The organism is Candidatus Pelagibacter sp. Uisw_099_02 (assembly GCF_047727625.1).
Taxonomy (GTDB): domain Bacteria; phylum Pseudomonadota; class Alphaproteobacteria; order Pelagibacterales; family Pelagibacteraceae; genus Pelagibacter.
The window spans coordinates 899402-921536 of the sequence record NZ_CP159822.1 but is presented as its reverse complement, the minus strand read 5'-3'; the positions used below and the strand labels follow the sequence as shown (position 1 = coordinate 921536).

General features: G+C 27.4%; 18 protein-coding genes, 2 tRNA genes and 1 other RNA gene. 19 read left to right on the top strand and 2 right to left on the bottom strand.

The window, feature by feature from the left end:
* The first annotated feature begins 121 nt into the window (after positions 1–121).
* The 5 genes from ABXT47_RS05015 to ABXT47_RS04995 all read left to right on the top strand — a co-directional run bounded on the left by ABXT47_RS05015 (position 122) and on the right by ABXT47_RS04995 (position 4576).
* Complete coding sequence (locus ABXT47_RS05015; RefSeq protein WP_415308037.1) at positions 122–583, top strand: GatB/YqeY domain-containing protein; 462 nt, start codon at positions 122–124, stop codon at positions 581–583.
* A complete protein-coding gene (gene dnaG / locus ABXT47_RS05010) occupies positions 583–2358 on the top strand; it encodes a DNA primase (RefSeq protein WP_415308036.1) in 1776 nt (591 codons plus the stop codon). The genes ABXT47_RS05015 and dnaG overlap by 1 nt, the downstream gene beginning before the upstream one ends.
* A 66-nt stretch (positions 2359–2424) precedes the next feature.
* Entirely contained in the window at positions 2425–4245 is a 1821-nt protein-coding gene (rpoD, locus tag ABXT47_RS05005; protein ID WP_415308035.1) for an RNA polymerase sigma factor RpoD, read from the top strand.
* Positions 4246–4254: 9 nt separating this feature from the next.
* Positions 4255–4329, top strand: a tRNA-Val gene (locus tag ABXT47_RS05000).
* 170 nt (positions 4330–4499) lie between these two features.
* Positions 4500–4576 (top strand) — tRNA-Ile (locus tag ABXT47_RS04995).
* A gap of 21 nt (positions 4577–4597) precedes the next feature.
* On the opposite strand, the gene ABXT47_RS04990 is transcribed toward ABXT47_RS04995, so the two are convergent.
* Positions 4598–5194 carry an MlaC/ttg2D family ABC transporter substrate-binding protein gene (locus ABXT47_RS04990; RefSeq protein ID WP_415308034.1) on the bottom strand — a complete coding sequence of 199 codons (597 nt, stop codon included), beginning with the start codon at positions 5192–5194 and terminating at the stop codon, positions 4598–4600.
* Between the two features lie 38 nt (positions 5195–5232).
* On the bottom strand, positions 5233–6015 hold the full coding sequence (locus ABXT47_RS04985) for a VacJ family lipoprotein (protein ID WP_415308033.1): 783 nt from the start codon (positions 6013–6015) through the stop codon (positions 5233–5235).
* Positions 6016–6084: 69 nt separating this feature from the next.
* On the opposite strand from ABXT47_RS04985, the gene ABXT47_RS04980 reads away from it, so the two are divergent.
* The 14 genes from ABXT47_RS04980 (at position 6085) to murB (ending at position 22133) form a co-directional block, all read left to right on the top strand.
* On the top strand, positions 6085–6828 hold the full coding sequence (locus ABXT47_RS04980; protein ID WP_415308032.1) for an N-acetylmuramoyl-L-alanine amidase: 744 nt from the start codon (positions 6085–6087) through the stop codon (positions 6826–6828).
* A gap of 42 nt (positions 6829–6870) precedes the next feature.
* Positions 6871–7226: RNase P RNA component class A (gene rnpB, locus ABXT47_RS04975), an RNA gene on the top strand.
* Positions 7227–7482: 256 nt separating this feature from the next.
* Positions 7483–7932, top strand: a complete 450-nt coding sequence (mraZ, locus tag ABXT47_RS04970) for a division/cell wall cluster transcriptional repressor MraZ (protein WP_415308031.1) — start codon at positions 7483–7485, stop codon at positions 7930–7932.
* Between the two features lie 21 nt (positions 7933–7953).
* Positions 7954–9444: a cell division protein FtsZ gene (gene ftsZ / locus ABXT47_RS04965; RefSeq protein ID WP_415308030.1), complete on the top strand. Its 1491-nt coding sequence runs from the start codon at positions 7954–7956 to the stop codon at positions 9442–9444.
* 18 nt (positions 9445–9462) lie between these two features.
* Entirely contained in the window at positions 9463–10473 is a 1011-nt protein-coding gene (rsmH, locus tag ABXT47_RS04960) for a 16S rRNA (cytosine(1402)-N(4))-methyltransferase RsmH (RefSeq protein ID WP_415308029.1), read from the top strand.
* Positions 10470–10778, top strand: a complete 309-nt coding sequence (locus ABXT47_RS04955; protein ID WP_415308028.1) for a cell division protein FtsL — start codon at positions 10470–10472, stop codon at positions 10776–10778. The genes rsmH and ABXT47_RS04955 overlap by 4 nt, the downstream gene beginning before the upstream one ends.
* Positions 10771–12453 (top strand): peptidoglycan D,D-transpeptidase FtsI family protein, encoded by a 1683-nt coding sequence (locus tag ABXT47_RS04950; RefSeq protein ID WP_415308027.1) that lies wholly within the window; start codon positions 10771–10773, stop codon positions 12451–12453. The genes ABXT47_RS04955 and ABXT47_RS04950 overlap by 8 nt, the downstream gene beginning before the upstream one ends.
* Positions 12454–12460: 7 nt before the next feature.
* Entirely contained in the window at positions 12461–15307 is a 2847-nt protein-coding gene (locus ABXT47_RS04945; protein WP_415308026.1) for a UDP-N-acetylmuramoyl-L-alanyl-D-glutamate--2,6-diaminopimelate ligase, read from the top strand.
* Positions 15297–16382, top strand: coding sequence for a phospho-N-acetylmuramoyl-pentapeptide-transferase (mraY, locus tag ABXT47_RS04940; RefSeq protein ID WP_415308025.1), 1086 nt, complete (start codon positions 15297–15299; stop codon positions 16380–16382). Before ABXT47_RS04945 ends, mraY begins: the two co-directional genes overlap by 11 nt.
* Positions 16382–17653 (top strand): UDP-N-acetylmuramoyl-L-alanine--D-glutamate ligase, encoded by a 1272-nt coding sequence (murD, locus tag ABXT47_RS04935; RefSeq protein ID WP_415308024.1) that lies wholly within the window; start codon positions 16382–16384, stop codon positions 17651–17653. Before mraY ends, murD begins: the two co-directional genes overlap by 1 nt.
* The gene (locus tag ABXT47_RS04930; protein WP_415308023.1) at positions 17646–18770 is read left to right on the top strand and encodes an FtsW/RodA/SpoVE family cell cycle protein; all 1125 of its coding nucleotides are present in this window, start codon (positions 17646–17648) and stop codon (positions 18768–18770) included. The genes murD and ABXT47_RS04930 overlap by 8 nt, the downstream gene beginning before the upstream one ends.
* Entirely contained in the window at positions 18771–19850 is a 1080-nt protein-coding gene (locus ABXT47_RS04925) for a UDP-N-acetylglucosamine--N-acetylmuramyl-(pentapeptide) pyrophosphoryl-undecaprenol N-acetylglucosamine transferase (RefSeq protein ID WP_415308022.1), read from the top strand. It begins immediately after the preceding gene.
* Positions 19831–21225 (top strand): UDP-N-acetylmuramate--L-alanine ligase, encoded by a 1395-nt coding sequence (gene murC / locus ABXT47_RS04920; protein ID WP_415308021.1) that lies wholly within the window; start codon positions 19831–19833, stop codon positions 21223–21225. The genes ABXT47_RS04925 and murC overlap by 20 nt, the downstream gene beginning before the upstream one ends.
* A complete protein-coding gene (gene murB, locus ABXT47_RS04915; protein WP_415308020.1) occupies positions 21225–22133 on the top strand; it encodes a UDP-N-acetylmuramate dehydrogenase in 909 nt (302 codons plus the stop codon). Before murC ends, murB begins: the two co-directional genes overlap by 1 nt.
* The last annotated feature ends 2 nt before the right edge of the window (positions 22134–22135 follow it).

Here is a 22135-nt window from a genome sequence, read left to right as displayed (position 1 = left end):
TCATGAGTTAAAGGTTAATACAATAAAACCTTAATTATCGCAACAGAGATGTATTATAAAATTATAAAAAAACAATTTTTCTTTTGAAGAATTTTCACTTTGCAGTAGATTAAAAAACATTATGACATTGAAAGAAAAAATTGAAACTAACTATAAAAATTCTCTAAAATCAAAAAATAAGGTTGAAATCTCAACCTACAGGTTAATTTTATCTGGAATAAAAGATATTGATATTATTAATCGATCTGGTGCCGACATAAAAAAAACAGACGATGAGGACATTAAAAAACTTTTAAAGAAAATGATCAAGCAAAGAATCGAATCAATCGAGATCTATAAAAAAAATGACAGAATAGATTTGCTAGAAGTTGAGCAAAATGAATTTGATCTTTTATCTAGTTTCTTACCACAGCAGTTAAACGATGAAGAAACTAAAAAAATATGTGTAGATACAATAAGTAAATTGGGAGCCGCATCAATTAAAGACATGGGTAAAGTGATGGGTGAATTGAAAAAATCATACCCTGACAATCTAGACTTTGCTAAAGCTGGACCCTTACTTAAAGAACTATTGAATAAATAATGAAATACCCAAAAGAATATCTAGACGAAATTAAAACTCGTTTAAAGGTTTCGACAGTTGTATCAAAGTCTGTCAGTCTAAAAAAAAGAGGCAAAGAATTTGTAGGCTTATCACCCTTTAAAACTGAAAAAACACCTTCATTTACAGTTAACGATGAAAAAGAATTTTATCATTGTTTTGCAACATCAGAGCATGGAAATATTTTTGATTTTGTAATGAAAACTCAAAATTTAAAATTTGGAGAAGCAGTAAAATCTTTGGCAAATCTTGCAGGTATGAGACCTTACACATTTTCAAAACAAGATGAAGAACGTGAAAAAAATTGGCAAGAGTATTGCTCAATCTATAATGAATATGTTAAATTTTATCACGATGAAATTTTAAAAAATGAGAGCTTAACTATTGCGAGAGACTATTTAAAAAAAAGAAACCTTAGTAAGGATGAAGTAAAAAATTTTAAAATTGGATTTGTTGAAAGAAACTCTAATTTTTATGAAAAATTAAAAGATGAATTTAGTGAGAAAGTTTTAATTGAAAGTGGTCTTTTTTATTTAGACGAAAAAAAGAATAAATACGTTGAAAGATTTCGAGATAGAATAATATTTCCGATTAATAATATTTCAGGCCAACCTATTGGATTGGGAGGAAGAACTATCCAAGAAAATAGTTATTCAGCAAAATATATTAATTCTCCTGAAACACCTTTTTTTAAAAAGGGCTCTAACTTATATAATTTAGATTTAGCTAGAAGATTATCAAATAAAATAGATCATGTATATTTAGTTGAAGGATATATGGATGTAGTTGGTTTAAGTAAAAATGGAATTGAGAATGTTGTAGCAAATCTAGGAACCTCTTTAACGGATAGACAAATTTTAATGCTCAACCAATTCTTTGAAGATATAATTATCTGTTTTGATGGTGATGAGAGCGGATACAAAGCAGCGCTTAGAGCTGCAGAAAATTCAATTAAAGAACTACAACCAAAAAAACAAATTTCGTTTCTTTTTTTACCAGATGGTGAAGATCCTGATAGTTATGCAAATAAAAATGGTAAAACAAACTTTATTGACTTTACTAAACAAGCAAAAATCTCAATTCACCAGTTTATATTTAATCATTATAAACAACAAACTGCTAACAACCCTTCATCAATGGCTATTTTTGAAAAAAAATTAAGAGCTATTGCAGCGACCATAAAAGATGATTTTATAAAAAAATATGTACTAGAGTTTTTCTTGGAAAAAATTTCATCTTTAACTCCACATAGCAATGTAGGAAAAAAACAATTTTATACTAAAAAGATTAAATCATTACAGTCTACTCAAAAACACTTTAACGAAAGTAAATTGTTGAGTGGTGTTGAGCTTAAAGAGTTTTCCCTATTATATCTAATCATGAATAATTTAGATTTATTTCAAGAAAATATTCATATGATTGAAAATATAAATCTATTTAGTGAAGAAAATAAATTAATTCTTGAAACTTTAATAACCAAAATAAAGAGTGGAGAAAAACTTACCTTAGATCAAATTCCTATTGATCCTCAATTAACAGAAAAAATTTTTAAATTTGCTTCGATAAAGCATATTCTTAATCATCATCAAAATGATCAGAATAAAATGTTTGAATTATTAGAAGAGGTCTCTAGAGACCTTAAAAACTACGATTTAGAGTTTAGAATTGAAGAACTAGAATCAAAGTTTTCCAAAGATTTAAGCGAAAGCACTTTTAACCAAATAAGAGAGCTAAAAAAACAAAAAAACATCAATTAAAACTAATAAAAAATACATGGATTTTTTTCAAATTGCGCTTATATAAGTCTTCTCAAATATACTATTGTGGAAAGAATAATTACAAAATCATTTGCTAGACTTATGGGGCGTGGGACTCATAGAGGGTTTATAACTTTTGATGAGTTAAATAAATCTTTAGGTAAAAGAAATCTTTCAGACGAAAATTTAGAACAAGCATTTATGCATATTCTAGATGAAAATGTTTCATTAGTTGAAAAAAAATCAGATTTTAAAATTTTACGAAAAAAAGAAAATTCATCAAAAGAAGAAGGCAAAACTATTGAAAAGAGTGATGACCCAATAAGAATGTACTTAAGAGAGATGGGTGGAGTTGAGCTTTTATCTCGAGAAGGTGAAATTGCAATTGCAAAAAGAATAGAAGCAGGAAAAGATGTAATGCTGATTGCGCTAGCACAAAGTCCTATCACAGCCCAACAGTTTTATGAATGGGATGAAAAACTTCAAAAAGATGAAATTCTAGTTAGAGAGATTATAGATATTGATACTAATTATATGGAGGATGCAAGTACAGGTCCAAGTGCAAAACAAAGAAACTCTGGAGAGACAGATAAAAATGATGACAGTAATGATGATGATGAGTTTAATCCTACACTTGCTGCAATGGAAACTGAAATTAAACCTAAAGTTTTAAAAACTGTTAATACACTAACAAAAGAGTATGGAAAATTAATTAAATATCAAAAAGAAAAATTGGAATGTATTTTAAATTCAGCAAGTTTTTCAACAGCTAAAGAAAAAGGATATGAAAAAATTGTAAGCGATGTTTTAGAAAATATTAAATCACTCCAACTATCTCCATCCGTAACAGAGGAGTTAGTTCAGAAACACTACATTGAAAATAAAAAGATTGTTTCATTAGAAGGAAACCTTTTGAGATTAGCAATGGACCAAAAAATTCCAAGAAATGAATTTATTAAGTTTTATATAGGAAATGAAATAAATCCAAACCTTAAAAAATTTCTTGATACCAATCCAATGTGGAAACAATTTTTTTCCAAAAACAAAGATGAGTTTAAAAATATAAGAGAGAGATTGATTGAAATAAGTCATAAATTAGGAATTTCTGTTACAGACTACAAAAAACTAGTTAGTAGAGTTCAAAAAGGTGAAAAAGAATCTAGAATAGCTAAAAAAGAAATGGTTGAAGCAAACTTAAGGTTGGTTATCTCAATTGCAAAAAAATATACAAATAGAGGTCTTCAATTTTTAGATCTCATTCAAGAGGGAAACATTGGTCTTATGAAGGCTGTAGATAAATTCGAATATAGAAGGGGTTATAAATTTTCGACATATGCCACGTGGTGGATAAGACAAGCTATCACAAGATCTATCGCTGACCAGGCACGAACAATAAGAATTCCAGTTCATATGATTGAGACAATTAATAAAATTGTAAGAACTCAAAGATTAATTTTAAGTGAGTTTGGTAGAGAAGCCACTCCTGAAGAGTTAGCAAAAAAATTACGAATGCCTTTAGATAAAGTTAGAAAAGTTTTAAAGATTTCAAAAGAACCTGTATCTCTAGAAAAACCAGTAGGTGATGAAGAGGACAGTAGTTTAGGAGATTTTATTGAAGACACAAAAGCTTTAGCACCTTTAGAGCAAGCAATTAAATCCAACTTGAGTGAAGCAACTACTAAAATTTTATCAACTCTTACTCCAAGAGAAGAAAGAGTGCTAAGAATGAGGTTTGGTGTTGGAATGAATACGGACCATACACTTGAAGAGGTAGGTCTACAATTTTCTGTAACTAGAGAGCGTATTAGACAGATTGAAGCTAAAGCTCTTAGAAAATTAAAACACCCAAGCAGATCCAAACAACTAAAAAGCTTTTTAGAAAGTTAAAATTTTAAAGGGACTGTAGCTCAATAGTAGAGTACTGCATTGACATTGCAGGGGTAGTTGGAGCGTAACCAACCAGTCCCACCATTAATGTATAAAAAAATATTTGCATTTTTGTAAAATAAACCCCAGTTAAGTTTAAGTTTTATAAAGCAAAATAAACTTTTTATAATTTTAATGAAGGGCTTTAAAAGCAATTATGCTATTCTTGACTTGAATGAAAATTAAAAAAGAAGTAAAAGCTAGGTAATTTAGTGGGGCCTGTAGCTCAGTTGGTTAGAGCAGTACACTCATAATGTATTGGTCCCAGGTTCGAGTCCTGGCGGGCCCACCAAGAATATATTTTAGTTGATAACTATTTAATGAAATCTCTTAAATTATTAAGAAGGGCATTAATATCTCCATCGTTGCTTTGAATTATAGATGAAAATTCCTCTTTTTGAGTTCTTACTAGACTTAGTCCTTCAATAATTAAATCTCTAATCTTGGGGTTTTTTGGATCTTTGGTATAAATTCTCCAATCAATTTTAACCTCCGGTCTTTGCTCTGTTGAAACTAATATGCTTGAAACTATTGTATAATTTTCATTTATTTTTTTTTTTGATATTACATCTATTTCTGGATTTGAATATTCAGCTAATCTGCTTGAAAAACTTTTTAAAAAATATTGTTCAAAAAGAATTTCATACTCTTTAATTTCTTCATTATTAACATTTTTTCTAAAAGTACCCAAAGTATAATAACCTATACCTTTTATATCTACAGTTTCACTAGCAATATTTTTAAGCTCTTCAACCCTCTCTTCTTTTGTAAGATTACCCCCAAGAGTTTTTGCCGCTCTATTGACTGTTGATTGAACAAAAATATCTGGTTCGATCGAGTATACTTTTTCAATAGTTGAGTAAAAAATTATTAAAAATGAAATAGAAGTTAAGATTTTTTTTAATGACATCACCCTTACCTATATAAAATTTTTAATCATTATTATAATTATTGGCTTTCTACTTCTTCCCAATCACCCTCATATAAAACTTCAATAGTTGCACTCGTATTTGCAATTTTTCTTTGTCTGTCTTGCAAATATAGACTTCTTACAGATGCATAAAAATCTAAAGAATTTTTTTCTAAATTATCTATGGTTTCTAAATTTTTTGCTCTAAAATCTACTCCTGTCAAAATTTTTGTTGCCACATAATCAGATTTACTCAAATATTCATTATTGCCATGTGTAGAAGCATTATACCAAGGGTCTCCACCTAATACATTTATAAATGAACCTGCAGTATCTCTAATTGTTGATGGACCCAAAACTGGTAATACCACATAACAACCAGCACCAAATCCCCACACTCCAAGTGTTTGACCATAATCTTCTTTTTCATATTCAGAAAAACCCATTTTTTTAGCCACATCAAATATCCCAAGAATTCCTATGGTTGTATTGACAATAAATCTTCCTGTATTAACACCAGCGGTTTCAAATTTTCCTTGTAGAATATTATTTGGTATAGTTATAAGGGAAGAAATGTTGGTAAGCACATTACTCGTCCCAGTTCTAACTGGTGATGGTAAGCTCCTATAGCCTTTTGCAACTGGCTTAAAAATTACTTTATCTAAACCCTGGTTTAAAGAAAATGTAGCTCTATTTAAGCCTTCAAAACAATCTTTAACAGGTTTAGATTTTTTGGATAAAGTCTTTGAACCATCAGTCCCCGCATTAACACCTGACGAAATTATTAGTGAGATTAAAAATGATATAATAATTTTTTTCATTACAAGAATATTATATAGTACATATAATACTAAAGTAAATCGAGATTTAGTGTTAAATATGTTCTAATAATGGCTTTAAAAACAACGTTAAATTATTCTCCAAATTTTAATCGAAATAAAAGAACACCTAAAAATATCAAATTTGTTATTTTTCATTACACAGGAATGAAAAAAGAATCAGCTGCAATAAATAGGCTTACAAACATACAATCTCAGGTTAGCTCACACTACTTAATCAAAAACAATGGAGAGGTTGTAAAATTAGTACCTGACTTATACATAGCTTGGCACGCAGGTAGATCCTCATGGAAAAATTATAAACTTTTAAACCAAAATTCTATTGGTATAGAAATTACAAACCCTGGACATAAGTTTGGTTACAAAAAATTTTCTACAAAACAGATAACTGCTCTTTTAAGATTAAGTAAATTTTTAATAATAAAATATAAGATTAGTCATAAGAATATTTTAGGACACTCGGATATAGCACCAGAAAGAAAAAAAGATCCTGGGGAAAAATTTCCATGGAAGTATTTATCTGAAAATAAAATAGGCTTATGGCATACACTAAAAAAGCAAGACTTAATAAAAAATAGAAATTTCAAAATTAACAACATAGAAAAAAAACTCTTTTTCAGTAATTTATTTAAAATTGGATATTCAGCAAGAATTCCAAAAGACTCAAATAAAGATAGATATTTAAGATATGTGACCAAAGCTTTTCAAAGAAGATATAGACAAGAGTTAATCAATAGCAAGATTGATAGAGAATGCTTACTTATAAGCAAAAATCTTGTAAAGAAATATAATTAAATTTTTCTTGAAGTTTTATAGTTTAGTAATAAATTACATTTGCTAGATGAACGATTTATCGCTTTAATTTTTTTAAAGAGGAAAGTCCGGGCTCCGCAAAGACACAGTGCCAGGTAATACCTGGCGGGGGAAACCCCAGGGATAGTGCCACAGAAAATATACCGCCATAACATGGCAAGGGTGAAAAGGTGCGGTAAGAGCGCACCGGTTCTATTGGTAACAATGAACGCTGGAAAACCCCACTGGGAGCAAGACTAAGTAGAGATGACATTGTTGTAAAACTAAAAGCCGTCTTTGGCTGGTCATCGGGGTTAGTTGCTTGAGCTTAAGAGTGATCTTAAGCCTAGAGAAATGATAAGTTTTAATGACAGAACCCGGCTTACAGTTTGTCTAGCAAACTTATCCACAACAATTAATTTGTAAATATGTGGATGTTCACCTTTTGATTCATAATTGAATCACCTCTGTTCTTCTTTTTCTTTTTTTGATTGTATCGATCTAAAAATAAAAATTGATTTTAGAATTAATAAAGATACATAAAAGTTACCCACAATTGTCAACAAACTTGCCTAAAATGAACATATTGACTAAATCTTAAAATACCCATATTGTCCCATATATTCCCATATACGGAATTTATGAAATATAAAAATTATGTTTTTATCAACTTACGAGAACAAAATAGACAAAAAAGGAAGGGTGTCAGTGCCTGCTAGTTTTAGGTCTCATCTTTCAAACTTAGGTTACAATGGTGTTATTTGCTATCCATCATTTAACAATCAGTCTATTGAAGCATGTTCGCAGGATAGAATTGAAAAACTTTCATCAAGTATAGATTCTCTAAATCCATTTGAAGAAAAAAGAGACTATTTTGCAACATCTATATTGTCTGAAAGTATGAATTTACAATTTGATAGTGAGGGGAGAATTTCACTTTCAACAAAATTATTAAAACATGCAAAAATTAAAAATAGCATGTTATTTGTTGGTCAAGGTCAAACATTCCAAATATGGGAACCAACAACATTTGAAAAATTTAAGGTGAATGCTAGAAAAAAAGCAAATCTAAATCGTGCAAGCCTTAAATGGGAAAAAACATTTTAATAACAATGGGGGGAAATAAAAATGACAATTAACTTTAAATCACCAGAGATAAAAGAATTACAACCAAGATTATTAGTTGTAGGAGTTGGAGGAGCAGGTGGAAATGCAATCAATGAAATGATTGATAACGGACTACAAGGTGTAGAATTTATTGCTGTAAATACAGATGCACAAGATTTAAAACGTAGTAAAGCAAAAGCAAAAATACAAATTGGATTAAATTTAACAAAAGGTTTGGGTGCAGGAGCTAAACATGACATTGGTCAAGCAGCTGCGGATGAATCTTTAAATGAAATTGTTAATACTTTACAAGGTTCAAATATGGTTTTTATTGCTGCTGGTATGGGTGGTGGAACTGGAACAGGGGCAGCTCACGTTATTGCCAGAGCTGCAAAAGAATTAAATATTTTAACAGTAGGTGTTGTTACACTTCCTTTCTTATACGAAGGTCCTTCAAGAATGAGACGAGCACAACAAGGTCTTGAAGAGTTGAGAAAACATGTAGACACAATCATCGTAATTCCAAATCAAAATTTGTTTAAAATTGCAAATGAACAAACTACCTTTAAAGAGTCGTTTCATCTTTCGAACAATGTTTTGATGCATGGAGTGCAAAGTGTAACTGATTTAATGGTTAGACCGGGCATAATAAATTTAGATTTTGCTGATGTTGAAACAGTAATGGCTTCAATGGGTAAAGCAATGATGGGCACAGGAGAAGCCGAAGGAGATGGAAGAGCAATGAAAGCTACTGAAATGGCAATTAGCAATCCTTTAATTGATGACTATACCCTAAAAGGTGCAAAAGGATTATTAGTTAATATTACCGGAGGTGAAGATCTTAAGCTTTTTGAAGTTGATGAGGTTGTTAATAAGATTAGAGCAGAGGTAGATGCTGAAGCAGAGGTTATTATTGGCGCAATACAAGACCCTTCTCTTGATGGAAAAATAAGAGTATCAATAGTTGCAACAGCACTAGATGGACAGCAGCCTGAAAGCAAATCTGTAATTAATATGGTTCATAGAATACAGAATAGAAACCCTGGTTATTCTGACTTTAATACTTCAGGTGCAGCTCAATCATTTAATTTTTCACCTACAATGACAAGCCCAGTTTCTCATGGTGCAAACGCATTAAAGTTAGAAAATGAGATTATTACAGAGCCTACTTCTAATAGCTTATCATCAGAAATGATGAATGAACAAAATGCTACTAATCAAGAAATTGAAAATATTGTTGAAGATGGACAATCAAATGATTATGAGCAATCTTTTTCAGAGGAAGCTATTAGTGCTATTAATGAATCTGAAGAAGTCAACTTACCAGAAGAAGAACATGTTTCTAATGGACTTGAAAACTTTGGTGTAGAAGGTGAAAGTGCCCTAGATTTGTTTAGTTCAGATGATGAAACTACAGAAACAGAAGGCTTATTATCTTCAGAAACATCAGAAAATGTTTCCGAAGATGATGATCTAGAAATACCAGCATTTTTAAGAAGACAAAAAAATTAATGGTCTTTAAGAAAATAAATGATAGCCACCATAATACCAGATGTGAGAAATCATTATCCAGTATTGCTAAGTGAAGTAATTAGCATTATTACCCCTCAATATGGTGGCACATTCATTGACTGCACGTTTGGTCAAGGTGGGTATACAAAGAAAATTCTAAGCTTTGATAGGACAAAAGTTATAGCGTTAGATAGAGATTTAGAAAGTTTAAAAAAAGCTCAAGAAGTTCAAAATGAATTTGATGATAGACTTTTATTTAAAAATATTAAATTCAGTGAACTAAATAATTTAAAACTTAAAAATGAAAATATAAAAGGAGTAATTTTTGATTTAGGCTATTCTTACACACAAATAAAAGATCCTAAAAAAGGTCTCTCTTTTGAGACTATTGGTGAACTCAACATGAGAATGGGAATAAATGACTTTTCTGCAAATGAAGCAATTAACAGTTTAGATGAAAAGGAGCTTGCTCAAATATTCAAATATTTTGGAGATGAAAAAGATAGCAATAGGATAGCACATAATATTGTAGAGGATAGAGCCACTAGAAAAATAACAACAGAGGAACTGGTAAGAATTATTGAATCTTCTAAAAGAAAAAAAAATTTAAAAACACATAGTGCAACAAAAGTTTTTCAGGCACTAAGAATATTTGTTAATAAAGAAATTAGCGAGTTGATTTATGGATTAATTAATGCTGCAAAAGTTGTTAAAAAAGATGGAGTTATAGTAGTTGTTACATTTCACTCACTTGAAGATAAAATAGTAAAATATTTCTTTAAAAGTTTATCAGAAAATAAAAGTGTTTCACGATATATGCCAAAGAGTGAAGAAAAAATTAATTTGTTCAAATCTATTAGTAAAAAACCAATTGTGCCATCTGAAAAAGAAATTCAAGAAAACCCACCATCAAGGTCTGCAAAATTGAGATATGTTATTAAAAAAGAAGACTTTTATGATTTTGAAACAGATATTTTGGAGAAGTTTGATCATCTAATTAAAATTGAAAATTTTTCTAAAAAATTATGAAGAAAGTAGTATTTGTAATTATTTTTGTATTAATCCTAGCTACATCATTAGTAAAAAACTCAACAAAAGAAATAGAGGATAAAATTTTTATGGTAAATGAAAATATTAGACCACTAAAAGTAGAGCTAGGCGACTTACTTTTAGAATATAACTATCTAAGTTCACCAGATAAATTAACTCAATATCAAACTCAATACTTCGAAAAAGATTTAATTAAAATTGATATTACAAAAATCAAAAAGCTCACTAAAAAAAATAATTATATAAGGGTAAGTGACTTCTTAGAGAAAACTATAGATGAATAATAAAAAAAATAATGTTTTCTTAGAGGAGTATGAAAATGAATTTTCATATAAAAAAAGCAAAACGAATTTAAATATACAGTTTAATAGAATAGCTTTTATTTTCTTTGTATTTTTATTAATTTCAATAATCTACTCAATACAACTTCTCCATTTAGGATCATTAAAAATACAGAATGAAATTAAGCCATTAGTTATAAAAGAGAACTACAGGGCAGATATAATAGATAGAAATGGAAATTATTTAGTTAAAACAGTTAGTTCTATAGATGTAGGTATTAATCCCATTGAAGTAATAGACAAAAAAAAACTTTTAATAAATTTACAGATAATATTCCCAAACAAAAATTACATTGAGATATCTAAAAAACTTGAAAAAAATAAATATTTTTATTTAGAAAAAAAAATAAGTGCAGATAATTATGAAAAAATAATGATGCTTGGAGATAAGTCAATTAAGTCTGAAGAAAAACTAACCAGGATATATCCTCAAAGAAATCTTTTTAGTCATATTGTTGGACAAATAGATGATGATAATAATGGAATATCAGGTTTAGAAAAATCTTTTGATAAAAGATTAAAACAGATAAAGGAACCACTCCAGTTAACTGTTGATACTGAAATACAATTTTTAATTAGAGAAGAACTAATAAAGTTTCACTCAGTATTTAGAAGCAAGGGAAGTGCAGCAATTCTCATGAATGTCAATAATGGAGAAATTATTTCAATGGTTTCGTACCCAGACTTTGATCTTAATAAAAGAGAAACAGTAAGTGATATAAATTTTATAAATAGAGCTACAAAAGGTGTGTATGAATTAGGATCTGTTTTTAAAACCTTTACTGTAGCAGCAGGGTTAGAGGAGGGTTTAATTAAAATAGATACAGAGTTTTTAAATTTAGAAAAAAAATTAAAATGTGGAAAAAATATAATTTCAGAATATGATAAAAAAATTCCATCAGACCTTACGGTTGAGCAAATTCTAATTAGATCAGGCAATATAGGATCTGTTAGGATTGGACAAAAACTTGAAATTGACAAATTAAAGTTATTTTTAGAAAAAATAGGTGTTTTAAGCAAAATAGATTTTGATATTGAGGAAGTTGGTGAACCAATTCCATTTAGATGGGGTAAATGCAAATTAGCAACTGTCTCATTTGGGCATGGAATAACTACAACACCACTACAACTAGCAAAAGGTTACGCTATTATTACGAATGGTGGCTTTAAAATTAAACCAAGCCTGATTAAAAAAAATTTAGAAGAGAAACAAAATCAAAAGAGAATTATTAAAGAAGGAGTTTCAAAAAAAATAAATGAAACATTAAGAAAAATTGTAACAACAAAAGAAGGTACAGCAGGATTAGCAAATATAAAGGGGTATGAAGTTGGTGGAAAAACAGGTACGGCTGAAAAAGCTATAGTTGGGGGCTATACTAGGAAAGCAAAAGTTAATACTTTTGTATCTATATTTCCAACATCTAAACCTAAATATGTAATGGTATTATTGCTAGACGAACCAAAAACATCAGAAGACTATATTTACAAATTTAAAAATAAGAGTGGGTCTTACAAAGGAACACCATTTAATACTGCTGGATGGACTTCAGTTGAAGTTACTGGAAAGATCATACAGAGAATTGGGCCTATTTTAGCCACAAAATATATGGAAAATTAGTTCATTCATGATCATTGGAAATTTTATTAAAGAAATAGGATTAAAACATAAAAATCATTATTTTTCAGGCATTTGTTTCAATAGTTCAAAGTGCAAAAAAGATAATATTTTTTTTGCAATAAAAGGAATTAAAATAGATGGTAATAAATTTATCAATCACGCCATTCAAAAGGGTGCAAAAACTATTGTTTCAAATCAGAAATTTGAAGGTATTAAAAAGAATGTCTTATTCATAAAATCTTCTAATGTAAGAAAGTCTTTATCAGAAGTTGCTTACACAATTTACAAAGATAGACCAAAAAATATAATTGCAGTAACAGGAACAAATGGAAAATCTTCAGTTGCTGACTTTTATTTTCAAATTTTAAGATTAAATAAAAAAAAAGTAGCTTCAATTGGAACCCTTGGCATTAAAACACAGAACTATATTAAAAAAGTTTCAAAGACGACTATTGATCCAATTGCTTTAAGTATAACTTTGAACAAACTTAAAAAAGAAAAGATTCAAAATGTTATATTAGAGGCATCCAGTCATGGACTTAAACAAAATCGATTAGATGGCTTAAAATTTAAAACAGGTATATTTACTAATTTATCACATGATCATTTAGATTATCACAAAACATTTAGTGATTATCTTAAATCCAAATTATATCTTTTTGAAAAATTACTCAAAAAAAAAGCTAACATAATTACTGATATAGACATTCCTCAATATAGAAAAATCAAAGAAATAGCTTTAAAAAATAGATTCAATATAGAAACAATTTCAAATAATAATAGTAATTTAGAGATAATTTCCCATGAATTTTATAATGAAAAACAAATTGTTAAAATAAGATATAATAAAAATAATTATATATTTGAAACAAGCTTAATAGGAAAGATTCAAATTAAAAATATTTTAATGGCAATAATAGCTGCAACCAAAAGTAGTTTAAGTTTTAAAAAAATAATTAATACGATTGATAATCTAAAACCAGCAAGTGGAAGATTAGAACAAATTGGAATTGTTAAAAACAATTCAAAAGTTATATTAGACTATGCACATACCCCAGATGCACTAAAAGAATCCTTAAATAGTCTAAGAGAACAATTTAAAAAGAGACGAATCTCGATAGTTTTTGGTTGCGGTGGAGATAGAGATAAAGGAAAAAGGCCAATAATGGGTAAAATCGCAAATGAATATTGTGATAGAATTTATTTAACAGATGATAATCCAAGATTTGAAAATCCAAAAAAAATAAGAAATTCTATAAAAAAAAATATCAATAAACATAAAATTTATGAGATTTCAAATAGAGCTAATGCTATCAAGAAAGCAATATTTGACATGAAAACAGGTGATATTCTAATTGTTGCAGGTAAAGGGCATGAAAAAATTCAAGAATATAAAAAAAGTAAAAGATTATTTTCTGATCGACAACAAATATTAAAAAATATCATAATTAAAAATAAAACACTATCAAACAACCCTAAGCTAAATATTTTAATGGATTTAAGTAATTTAAATAAAATTTCTTCAAAAATAAAAATTAACAATGCATCTATTAATTCTAAAGAAATTAAAAAAAACAATATTTTTTTTGCAATTAGGGGAAAAAATAAAGATGGTAATTTGTTTGTTAAAGAAGCTTTTGCTAAAGGAGCATCTCTAGCAATAGTTAATAATCAAAAAAAATCCAAGAAAAAAATAGTAGTAAAAGATACTTTAAAGTTTTTAACAAAAGCGTCCTCTATTCTAAGAGAAAATATATCAACTAAAATTATTTCAATCACTGGCAGTTGTGGAAAGACTTCACTTAAGGAATTAACAGGAAGATCCCTTAACAAAATTAGTCAAACCACCTATTCTCCTAAATCATTTAATAATAAATTTGGTGTTCCGTTAAGTTTATTTAATTTAAAAAAAAACGATGATTTTGGTATTTTTGAGATTGGAATGGATAAGAAAGGAGAAATTGGATATTTATCAAAAATTGTAAAACCTGACGTTGGTGTAATTACAAATATTTCCTATGCTCACATCAAAAATTTTAAAAATATTAATGAAATAGCCTTAGCAAAATCTGAGATTATTAAAAACATAAAAGATGATGGTTATCTTATTTTAGATAAAGATGACAAATTCTATAATTTTCATAAAAAAATAGCATTAAAAAGAAATTTAAAAGTTTTATCTTTTAGTTTAAAAAATAAAAAAGCGACAACAAATTTAGATTCTATTTCAAAAGAAAAGTCTAAATATAAAATCTCTATAAATATTAATAAAAAAAAAAAATTTTTTTATTCAAATTCTTATTTTGAAAATGATTTAAAAAATTTATTAGCATCAGTTACAATTATATCAATCTTCAAAGATATACATAAATTAGATAAAAATATTTTTTATGATCATAAAACAACAAATGGTCGTGGAGACATTGTCAAAGTCAAGTTGTTTCAAAAATTTTTATATCTTGTGGATGAAAGTTATAATTCAAATCCATTATCTTTGAAATCAGCATTAAAAAATTTTGATATGATTAAAGTTGATAGTTCAAAAAAACATTTGGTGCTTGGCGATATGTTAGAACTAGGTAAATATTCAAAAAAATTACATCTTGAAATTGGAAAAAACATTAACAAAACATCTCTTAAAAATATTAATGTTATTGGTGAACATGTTAAATGGATTTTCAATAACCTTAATCAAACAAAAAGAGGGATTGTTATAAAGAAGAAATCTCAAATAATTGATTTGATTAAAAACAATTTAAATAATAATGATTATTTAATGATTAAAGGTTCCAACTCTACAGGTCTTAACAGTCTAACTAATCAAATAAAAAGAGGTAAAATTAATGCTTTATAGTCTTATTTCTCAATTAGTTGATCAATACAGTTTCCTTAATGTGTTCAAATATCTTACTTTTAGAACAGGTTTAGCGATGTTTACCTCTATGATTATAGTCTTATTAGTTGGAACTCCGTTTATTAAATTTTTTTCTGCAAGACAAATCTTAGATCCAATAAGAGAAGATGGTCCATCGGAGCATATTGTAAAAAAAATTGGAACGCCCACAATGGGAGGTGTTTTAATATTATTGGGTCTATTTTCAGGAATACTTTTATGGGGTGATTTATCTAATTATCATATATGGTTTTTGCTTTATATAGTAACAAGCTTTGGTTTGCTTGGAGCTTACGATGATTATAAAAAAATTAAATTTAAAAATTCTTCTGGTATTTCATTTAGATTTAAACTTATTGCACAAATTCTAATAGCAACAATTGGTATACTTGGGTTGTCACAGTTATCGCAAAATGTAGAATTAACAAATTTATATTTTCCATTCTTCAAAAATTTAATTTTAAATTTAGGTTGGTTCTTTATACCATTTTCAATATTTATAATTGTAGGCTCTTCAAATGCGGTCAATCTAACGGATGGGCTTGATGGATTGGCAACAGTGCCAGTTATATTGGTAGCAGGATGCTTTGCATTTATTAGTTATGTCACAGGAAATATAGTATTTTCAGAATATTTGAATATACCCTATCTAGAGGGTATGGGAGAGGTGGCTGTTTTTTGTGGATCAATTATTGGAGCATGTCTAGGTTTTTTATGGTTTAATGCACCACCTGCTAAAATATTCATGGGTGACACAGGATCTTTAGCACTCGGTGGATCATTAGGTGCTGTTGGTATAATTACCAAACATGAAATAGTTTTAGCGATAACTGGTGGATTATTCGTTTTAGAAGCTGTTTCAGTCATTGTGCAAGTAATATCTTACAAGTTAACAGGAAAAAGAGTTTTTAGAATGGCTCCTATTCATCACCATTTTGAAAAAAAGGGTTGGCCTGAATCTACTGTTGTAATTAGGTTTTGGATTATTGCAATAATTCTTGCAATGATTGGTTTGGCGACACTAAAACTTAGATAATGTTAAACAATCTAAATATTTTTTATAAGAAAAAAATTTTGGTTTATGGCCTGGGAAAAAGTGGTTTATCTGTTTTAAAATTTTTAAAAAAAGATAATGAAATCACTAAACATGATGACAAAATACAAGTCGATAATAAAAAAATAACAAAAATAAAATTTGACTATATAATAATTAGCCCAGGTATAGACATTAATAAATGCAAATTAAGTAAATTTTTAAAAAATAATTCACAAAAAATTTATACGGACTTAGATATTTTTTATAACCATCATAAGGAAAATAATAAGATAACAATCACCGGAACTAACGGTAAATCAACTACAGCTAAAATTTTATACGAAGCATTAAAGGATCAGAAAGTAGATGTGCGACTAGTAGGCAATATAGGTAATCCAGTACTTTTAGAAAAAAAAATTACAAATAAGACAGTTTTTGTAATTGAAGCATCATCATACCAGTTAGAATACAGCCAATTATTCAAATCAAATATAGCACTAATTTTGAATATATCACCGGATCATCTTGAAAGACATAAGACTATAAATAAATATGTAAGTGCCAAATTTAAATTAATAAAAAATCAATCTAAGAATGATTTTGTCATTTTAAATATGAAAAATTTTTATATTAAAAGAGAGCTGAAATCTAAAAAGTTTTTACCTAAAATAATAAAAATTAAAAAAAATATAGACAGTGATTTCCTAAAAAAAATAAATAATAAATATTTTGACACTGATGGAAATAAAGAGAATTTAAAATTTATTTTAGAAGTTGCTAAAATATTAAAGTTAAAAAAAAATTCACTACTTAGAACGTTAAAAAAATTTAAAGGACTTAAATATAGACAAGAAATAATTTTTCAATCAAAAAAATTAACAATTATTAACGATTCAAAAGCTACAACCTTTTCTTCATCAGTAAGTTTATTAAAATCCCTAACTAATGTTCACTGGATAGTTGGTGGTCAGGCTAAAAAAGGAGATAAGTTGTTACTATCTAAAAAAAATTGTAAAAATATTAAAGCATATGTTTTTGGGACTAAAAGAAAATTTTTTACAAGTAAACTAAAAAAATTAATGGAATATGAGTCTTTTTTAGATTTAAAAAGTTTAATCAAAAAATTATTAAGAGAAATTAAAAGTAAAAAAAATATTAGACATACAACAATTTTATTTAGTCCATCAGCTGCATCATTTGATAATTTTAAAAATTTTGAGAAACGTGGAGAATATTTTAATCAACTTATTAAAAAATATATAAATGTTTAATTTAAATTCAATATATAAATTTTATTATGAATGGTGGAAAAGTATTGACAAAACACTTTTTGGATTGATAATATTTTTGTTTAGTTTGGGGTTATTTTTTTCTCTAGTATCAACTTCTTTAATTGCATCTGATAAATTAGATACCAAAAATTATTTTTTCTTTTTTAAGCATATGGCATATATTTCTATTGGTATGATTGTTTTATTTTTTTTTTCATCACTAAGTAAAGAAAACCTCCTTAAAATTTCACTTTATCTTTTTTTAATATCTTTATTTTTTTTATTTTTGGTGCCAGTTTTAGGTACAGAAGTAAAAGGATCTAAAAGATGGCTTAATCTTTTATTTCTACCTAGGTTTCAGCCAATAGAGTTAGTTAAACCATTTATTATTATTTTTATTGCTACAATTTTATGTAATGAAAAAAGTTTTAATATCTACATTAAATATTTATTATCATTTATGGTTATTGTGCCTCCTTGTCTCCTATTAATGATGCAGCCTGATATTGGACAAACACTACTCATCTTTTTATCTTGGTCTACACTAGTTTTTATTTCAGGCATAAGCTTACCAATAATTTTAACTTTTTTTGGTTTTTCGTTGTTATCTTTAGTTTATATGGTTTTTTTTATTTCTAAATTTACTTACATAAAAAGTAGGATTTTATCATTTTTTAATCCAAATGAAGGAACGCATAACTTTCAATCTGATAAAGCAATAGATGCTATTAGTAGTGGTGGCTACTTTGGAAAAGGAATTGGTGAAGGCACATTAAAAAATAGAGTACCAGAGGCGCACACAGATTATATTATCTCCGTAATATCAGAAGAGTTTGGTGTTGTGGCAATTATATTATTATTAATTTTATTCTTATTTTTTATCTATAGAGTATTCAAAAAAATATACTTAGAAAAAAATGAAAAAATCAAATTAGTTTTAACTGGAACTGTAAGTTTAATAATTTTTCAGGTTTTGATACATATTGGAGTTAATATCAGATTATTTCCTACAACGGGTATGACTTTACCTTTTTTAAGTTATGGGGGCTCATCAATTGTGAGTGTATCAATATTATCTGGAATAATATTAAATTTAACTAAAAGGAAAATAGATTAAATGACTCAAAGAATTTTAATTAGCACAGGTGGATCAGGTGGCCATGTAGTGCCAGCAACTATATTATATGAGCATTTGAGAGATCAATTTTATGTTTGTATGTCAATAGATAATAGAGGAATGAAGTTTTTAAATAAAAATAAATATAATTTAAAAGTTTTTAATATAACCCCAATATCAAAAAATATTTTATTTTTACCTTTTAAATTTTTTTTAATAATCTACTTAATCATAAAATCTATTTTTTTTTTAAAGAAAAGAAAAATAGACACATTAATATCAACAGGTGGATACATGTCCCTACCTTTGTGTATGGCTTCAAAAATTTTAAATATTAAAATTATTTTATTTGAACCAAATATAGTATTAGGAAGATCGAATAAATTTTTTATTAAATCTTGTGAAAAAATTTTTTGTTATAGTGATAAGATTATAAATTTCCCAAATAAATATTCAAGTAAGATTGCTGTAATTCCAGCATTATTAAGAAAAAAATTTTATAACGTTAAAAAAGCTGACGGTATTAATAAAAGTATTAATTTATTAATAATAGGAGGAAGTCAAGGAGCAAAAATATTTGACACATTAATTAAGACCACAATAATTAAATTATCAAAAAAACTTAATTTAAAAATCTATCAACAAGCTAATTTAACTAATTTTGAAAATTTAAAAAAGTTTTATGAAGATAACAATATTAATTATGAATTATTTGATTTTAATGAAGATGTCCCAAATCTTATGAGTAGATCTAATATATGTATCACTAGAGCAGGTGCCTCAACATTAGCAGAATTAGTGTTTTTAAATATACCATTTGTTGCAATACCACTACCAACATCAAAAGATAATCATCAATATGAAAATGCCTTTTTTTATAATAAAATTGGTTGTAATTGGATTTTAAATCAAAATGAAATTAATGATGAGAGTATGGCTAATAAATTAGTCAATATTATTGATAACAAAGATGAATATTTAGTTAAAAAAATAAATATGAAAAATTTTAGCTACCAAAATACATGGAATAATATAAATCAGAAAATTATATCTGTTATTAATGAAAATAGAACTAGCTAAAACTGAAATCATACATTTTGTAGGGATAGGTGGAATTGGAATGAGTGGTCTCGCACTCATAATGAAAAGAATGGGCTTTAATGTTCAGGGTAGCGACATGTCTTTTAATAAAAACATTGATAGATTAAAAAAAGATAAAATTAAAATTAATATTAAACATACTAAAAAAAATATATTAAATGCTACTATTGTAGTCATTTCATCGGCTATAAAAAAAAATAATCCAGAATTAATTGAAGCCAAAAAAAAACAACTTCCAATTTATAAACGTGGTGAAATGTTAGCTAATATAGTGTCTTTGACTAAAAATATTGTTGTTACAGGGTCTCATGGTAAAACTACCACAACATCGTTGCTTGCTGCAATATTTTCAAAAACAAAATTAGATCCAACTATCATAAATGGTGGAGTTCTTAATGCAATTAAAAGTTCAGCCAAACTTGGAAAAAGCGATTGGTGTATACTAGAAGCTGATGAGTCTGATGGTAGCTTTATTCATGTGCCACCAACTTATTCTATTGTTACAAACATAGATCGTGAACATATGGATTACTATAAATCAATGAATGATCTTAAGAATTTATTTATTAAGTTTATTAATAAAGTTCCCTCTTTTGGAAAATCATTTATTTGTATTGATGATAAAAATAATAAAGACTTATTAAAAAAGATAAAAATAAAAAATTTTTATACTTATGGAATAAGCTCAAAATCACAATTTCAAATAAAAAATATTAAACAAGTAAGAGAGTTTTCAGAATATGATTTAGCAATTAATTTACCAGGAAAAAAGAATATAGTTATAAGTAAAATTAAGATTCCTCTTCTTGGAATTCATAATATCCTAAATTCGACAGCAGCTGTTGCTGTAGCATTAACAATTGGAATTTCTGCTATTGTTATTAAAAATGGATTAAAGGAATTCAAAGGTGTTCAAAGAAGATTTAACAAAATTTTTACCTATAGAGAAACTAGTTTTTTTGATGATTACGCACACCATCCGACAGAAATTAAAGAAGTTTTAAAAGGAGTTAGAGCTGCTTATAAAAAGGAAGAAGTTATATGTGTATTCCAACCACATAGAATTACTAGATTAAAAGATCTTAAAAAAGAATTTAGTTTATCATTTAAAAAAGCAGATACTGTAATTTTATGTCCAGTTTACGCAGCTGGCGAAAAAATAAAATTGGGATTTAATTACAACAACTTTGCAAAAGACATTATTAAAAACTCAAAGGTCAAACTATTTATGATTAATGACCAATATGAATTAGCTAAATTAGTAAAAAATACTATTTATGGAAAAAAAATAGTTGTTGGTATGGGGGCAGGTACTATTTCAGCATGGATGAAAGAATTACCAAGTTTAATATAATGTCATTAGAAGAATTAATAAAATTTTCAAATGAAGTTACTAGTAAAATTTATTTTGACTACGATTTAAAAAAAAGTAATTGGTTTAATATTGGAGGTAAAACTAAAATTTACTTTAAACCTGACAATTTACCTGACCTGATTATATTTTTAAAAAAATTTGGAAATAAAGAAAAAATTCACATTTTGGGTGCAGGATCAAATACACTTATAAGTGATAAGACATTTAATGGAGTAGTTATTAAATTGGGAAAAAATTTTTCTAATATTTCAATATTGCCAAATGGCGTTATAGTTGCAGGTAGTGCTTGTCTTGACAAAAAATTATCAGATTTTGCTCTAGAAAATGAAGTAGGAAATTTTGAGTTTTTAGCATGCATACCAGGAACAGTTGGTGGTGGGTTAAAAATGAACGCAGGATGTTTTAATAAAGAATTTAGAGACATATTGATATCAATTCAAGCAATTGATAAAAAAGGTAGAGTTTTAACAATACCAGCAAATAAAGTTGTTTTTGAATATAGAAACAACAATTTACCCGAAGATCTAATATTTTTAAGTGCCTCTTTTAAAGGTGAAAAAAAAGAAAAAAAAAAAATTAAAGAGGAAGTTATAGAATTAAAAAATAAAAAAGATAGCACCCAACCAACAAAAATTAAAACGAGTGGGAGCACATTTAAAAATCCAATTAATCAATCTGACAAAAAAGTCTGGCAATTAATAAAAGAATCTGTGCCATTAGATACAAGTTTTGGGGATGCTTGTATTTCAGATAAACATTGTAATTTCTTTGTAAACAAAAATAATGCTAGCTTTGATGATATGAATAAATTGATTAAATTTGTTCAAGAAGAGGTTCAAAAAAAAACAGGCATTATTTTGGAAAAAGAAATTAAGATACTGGAATAGTT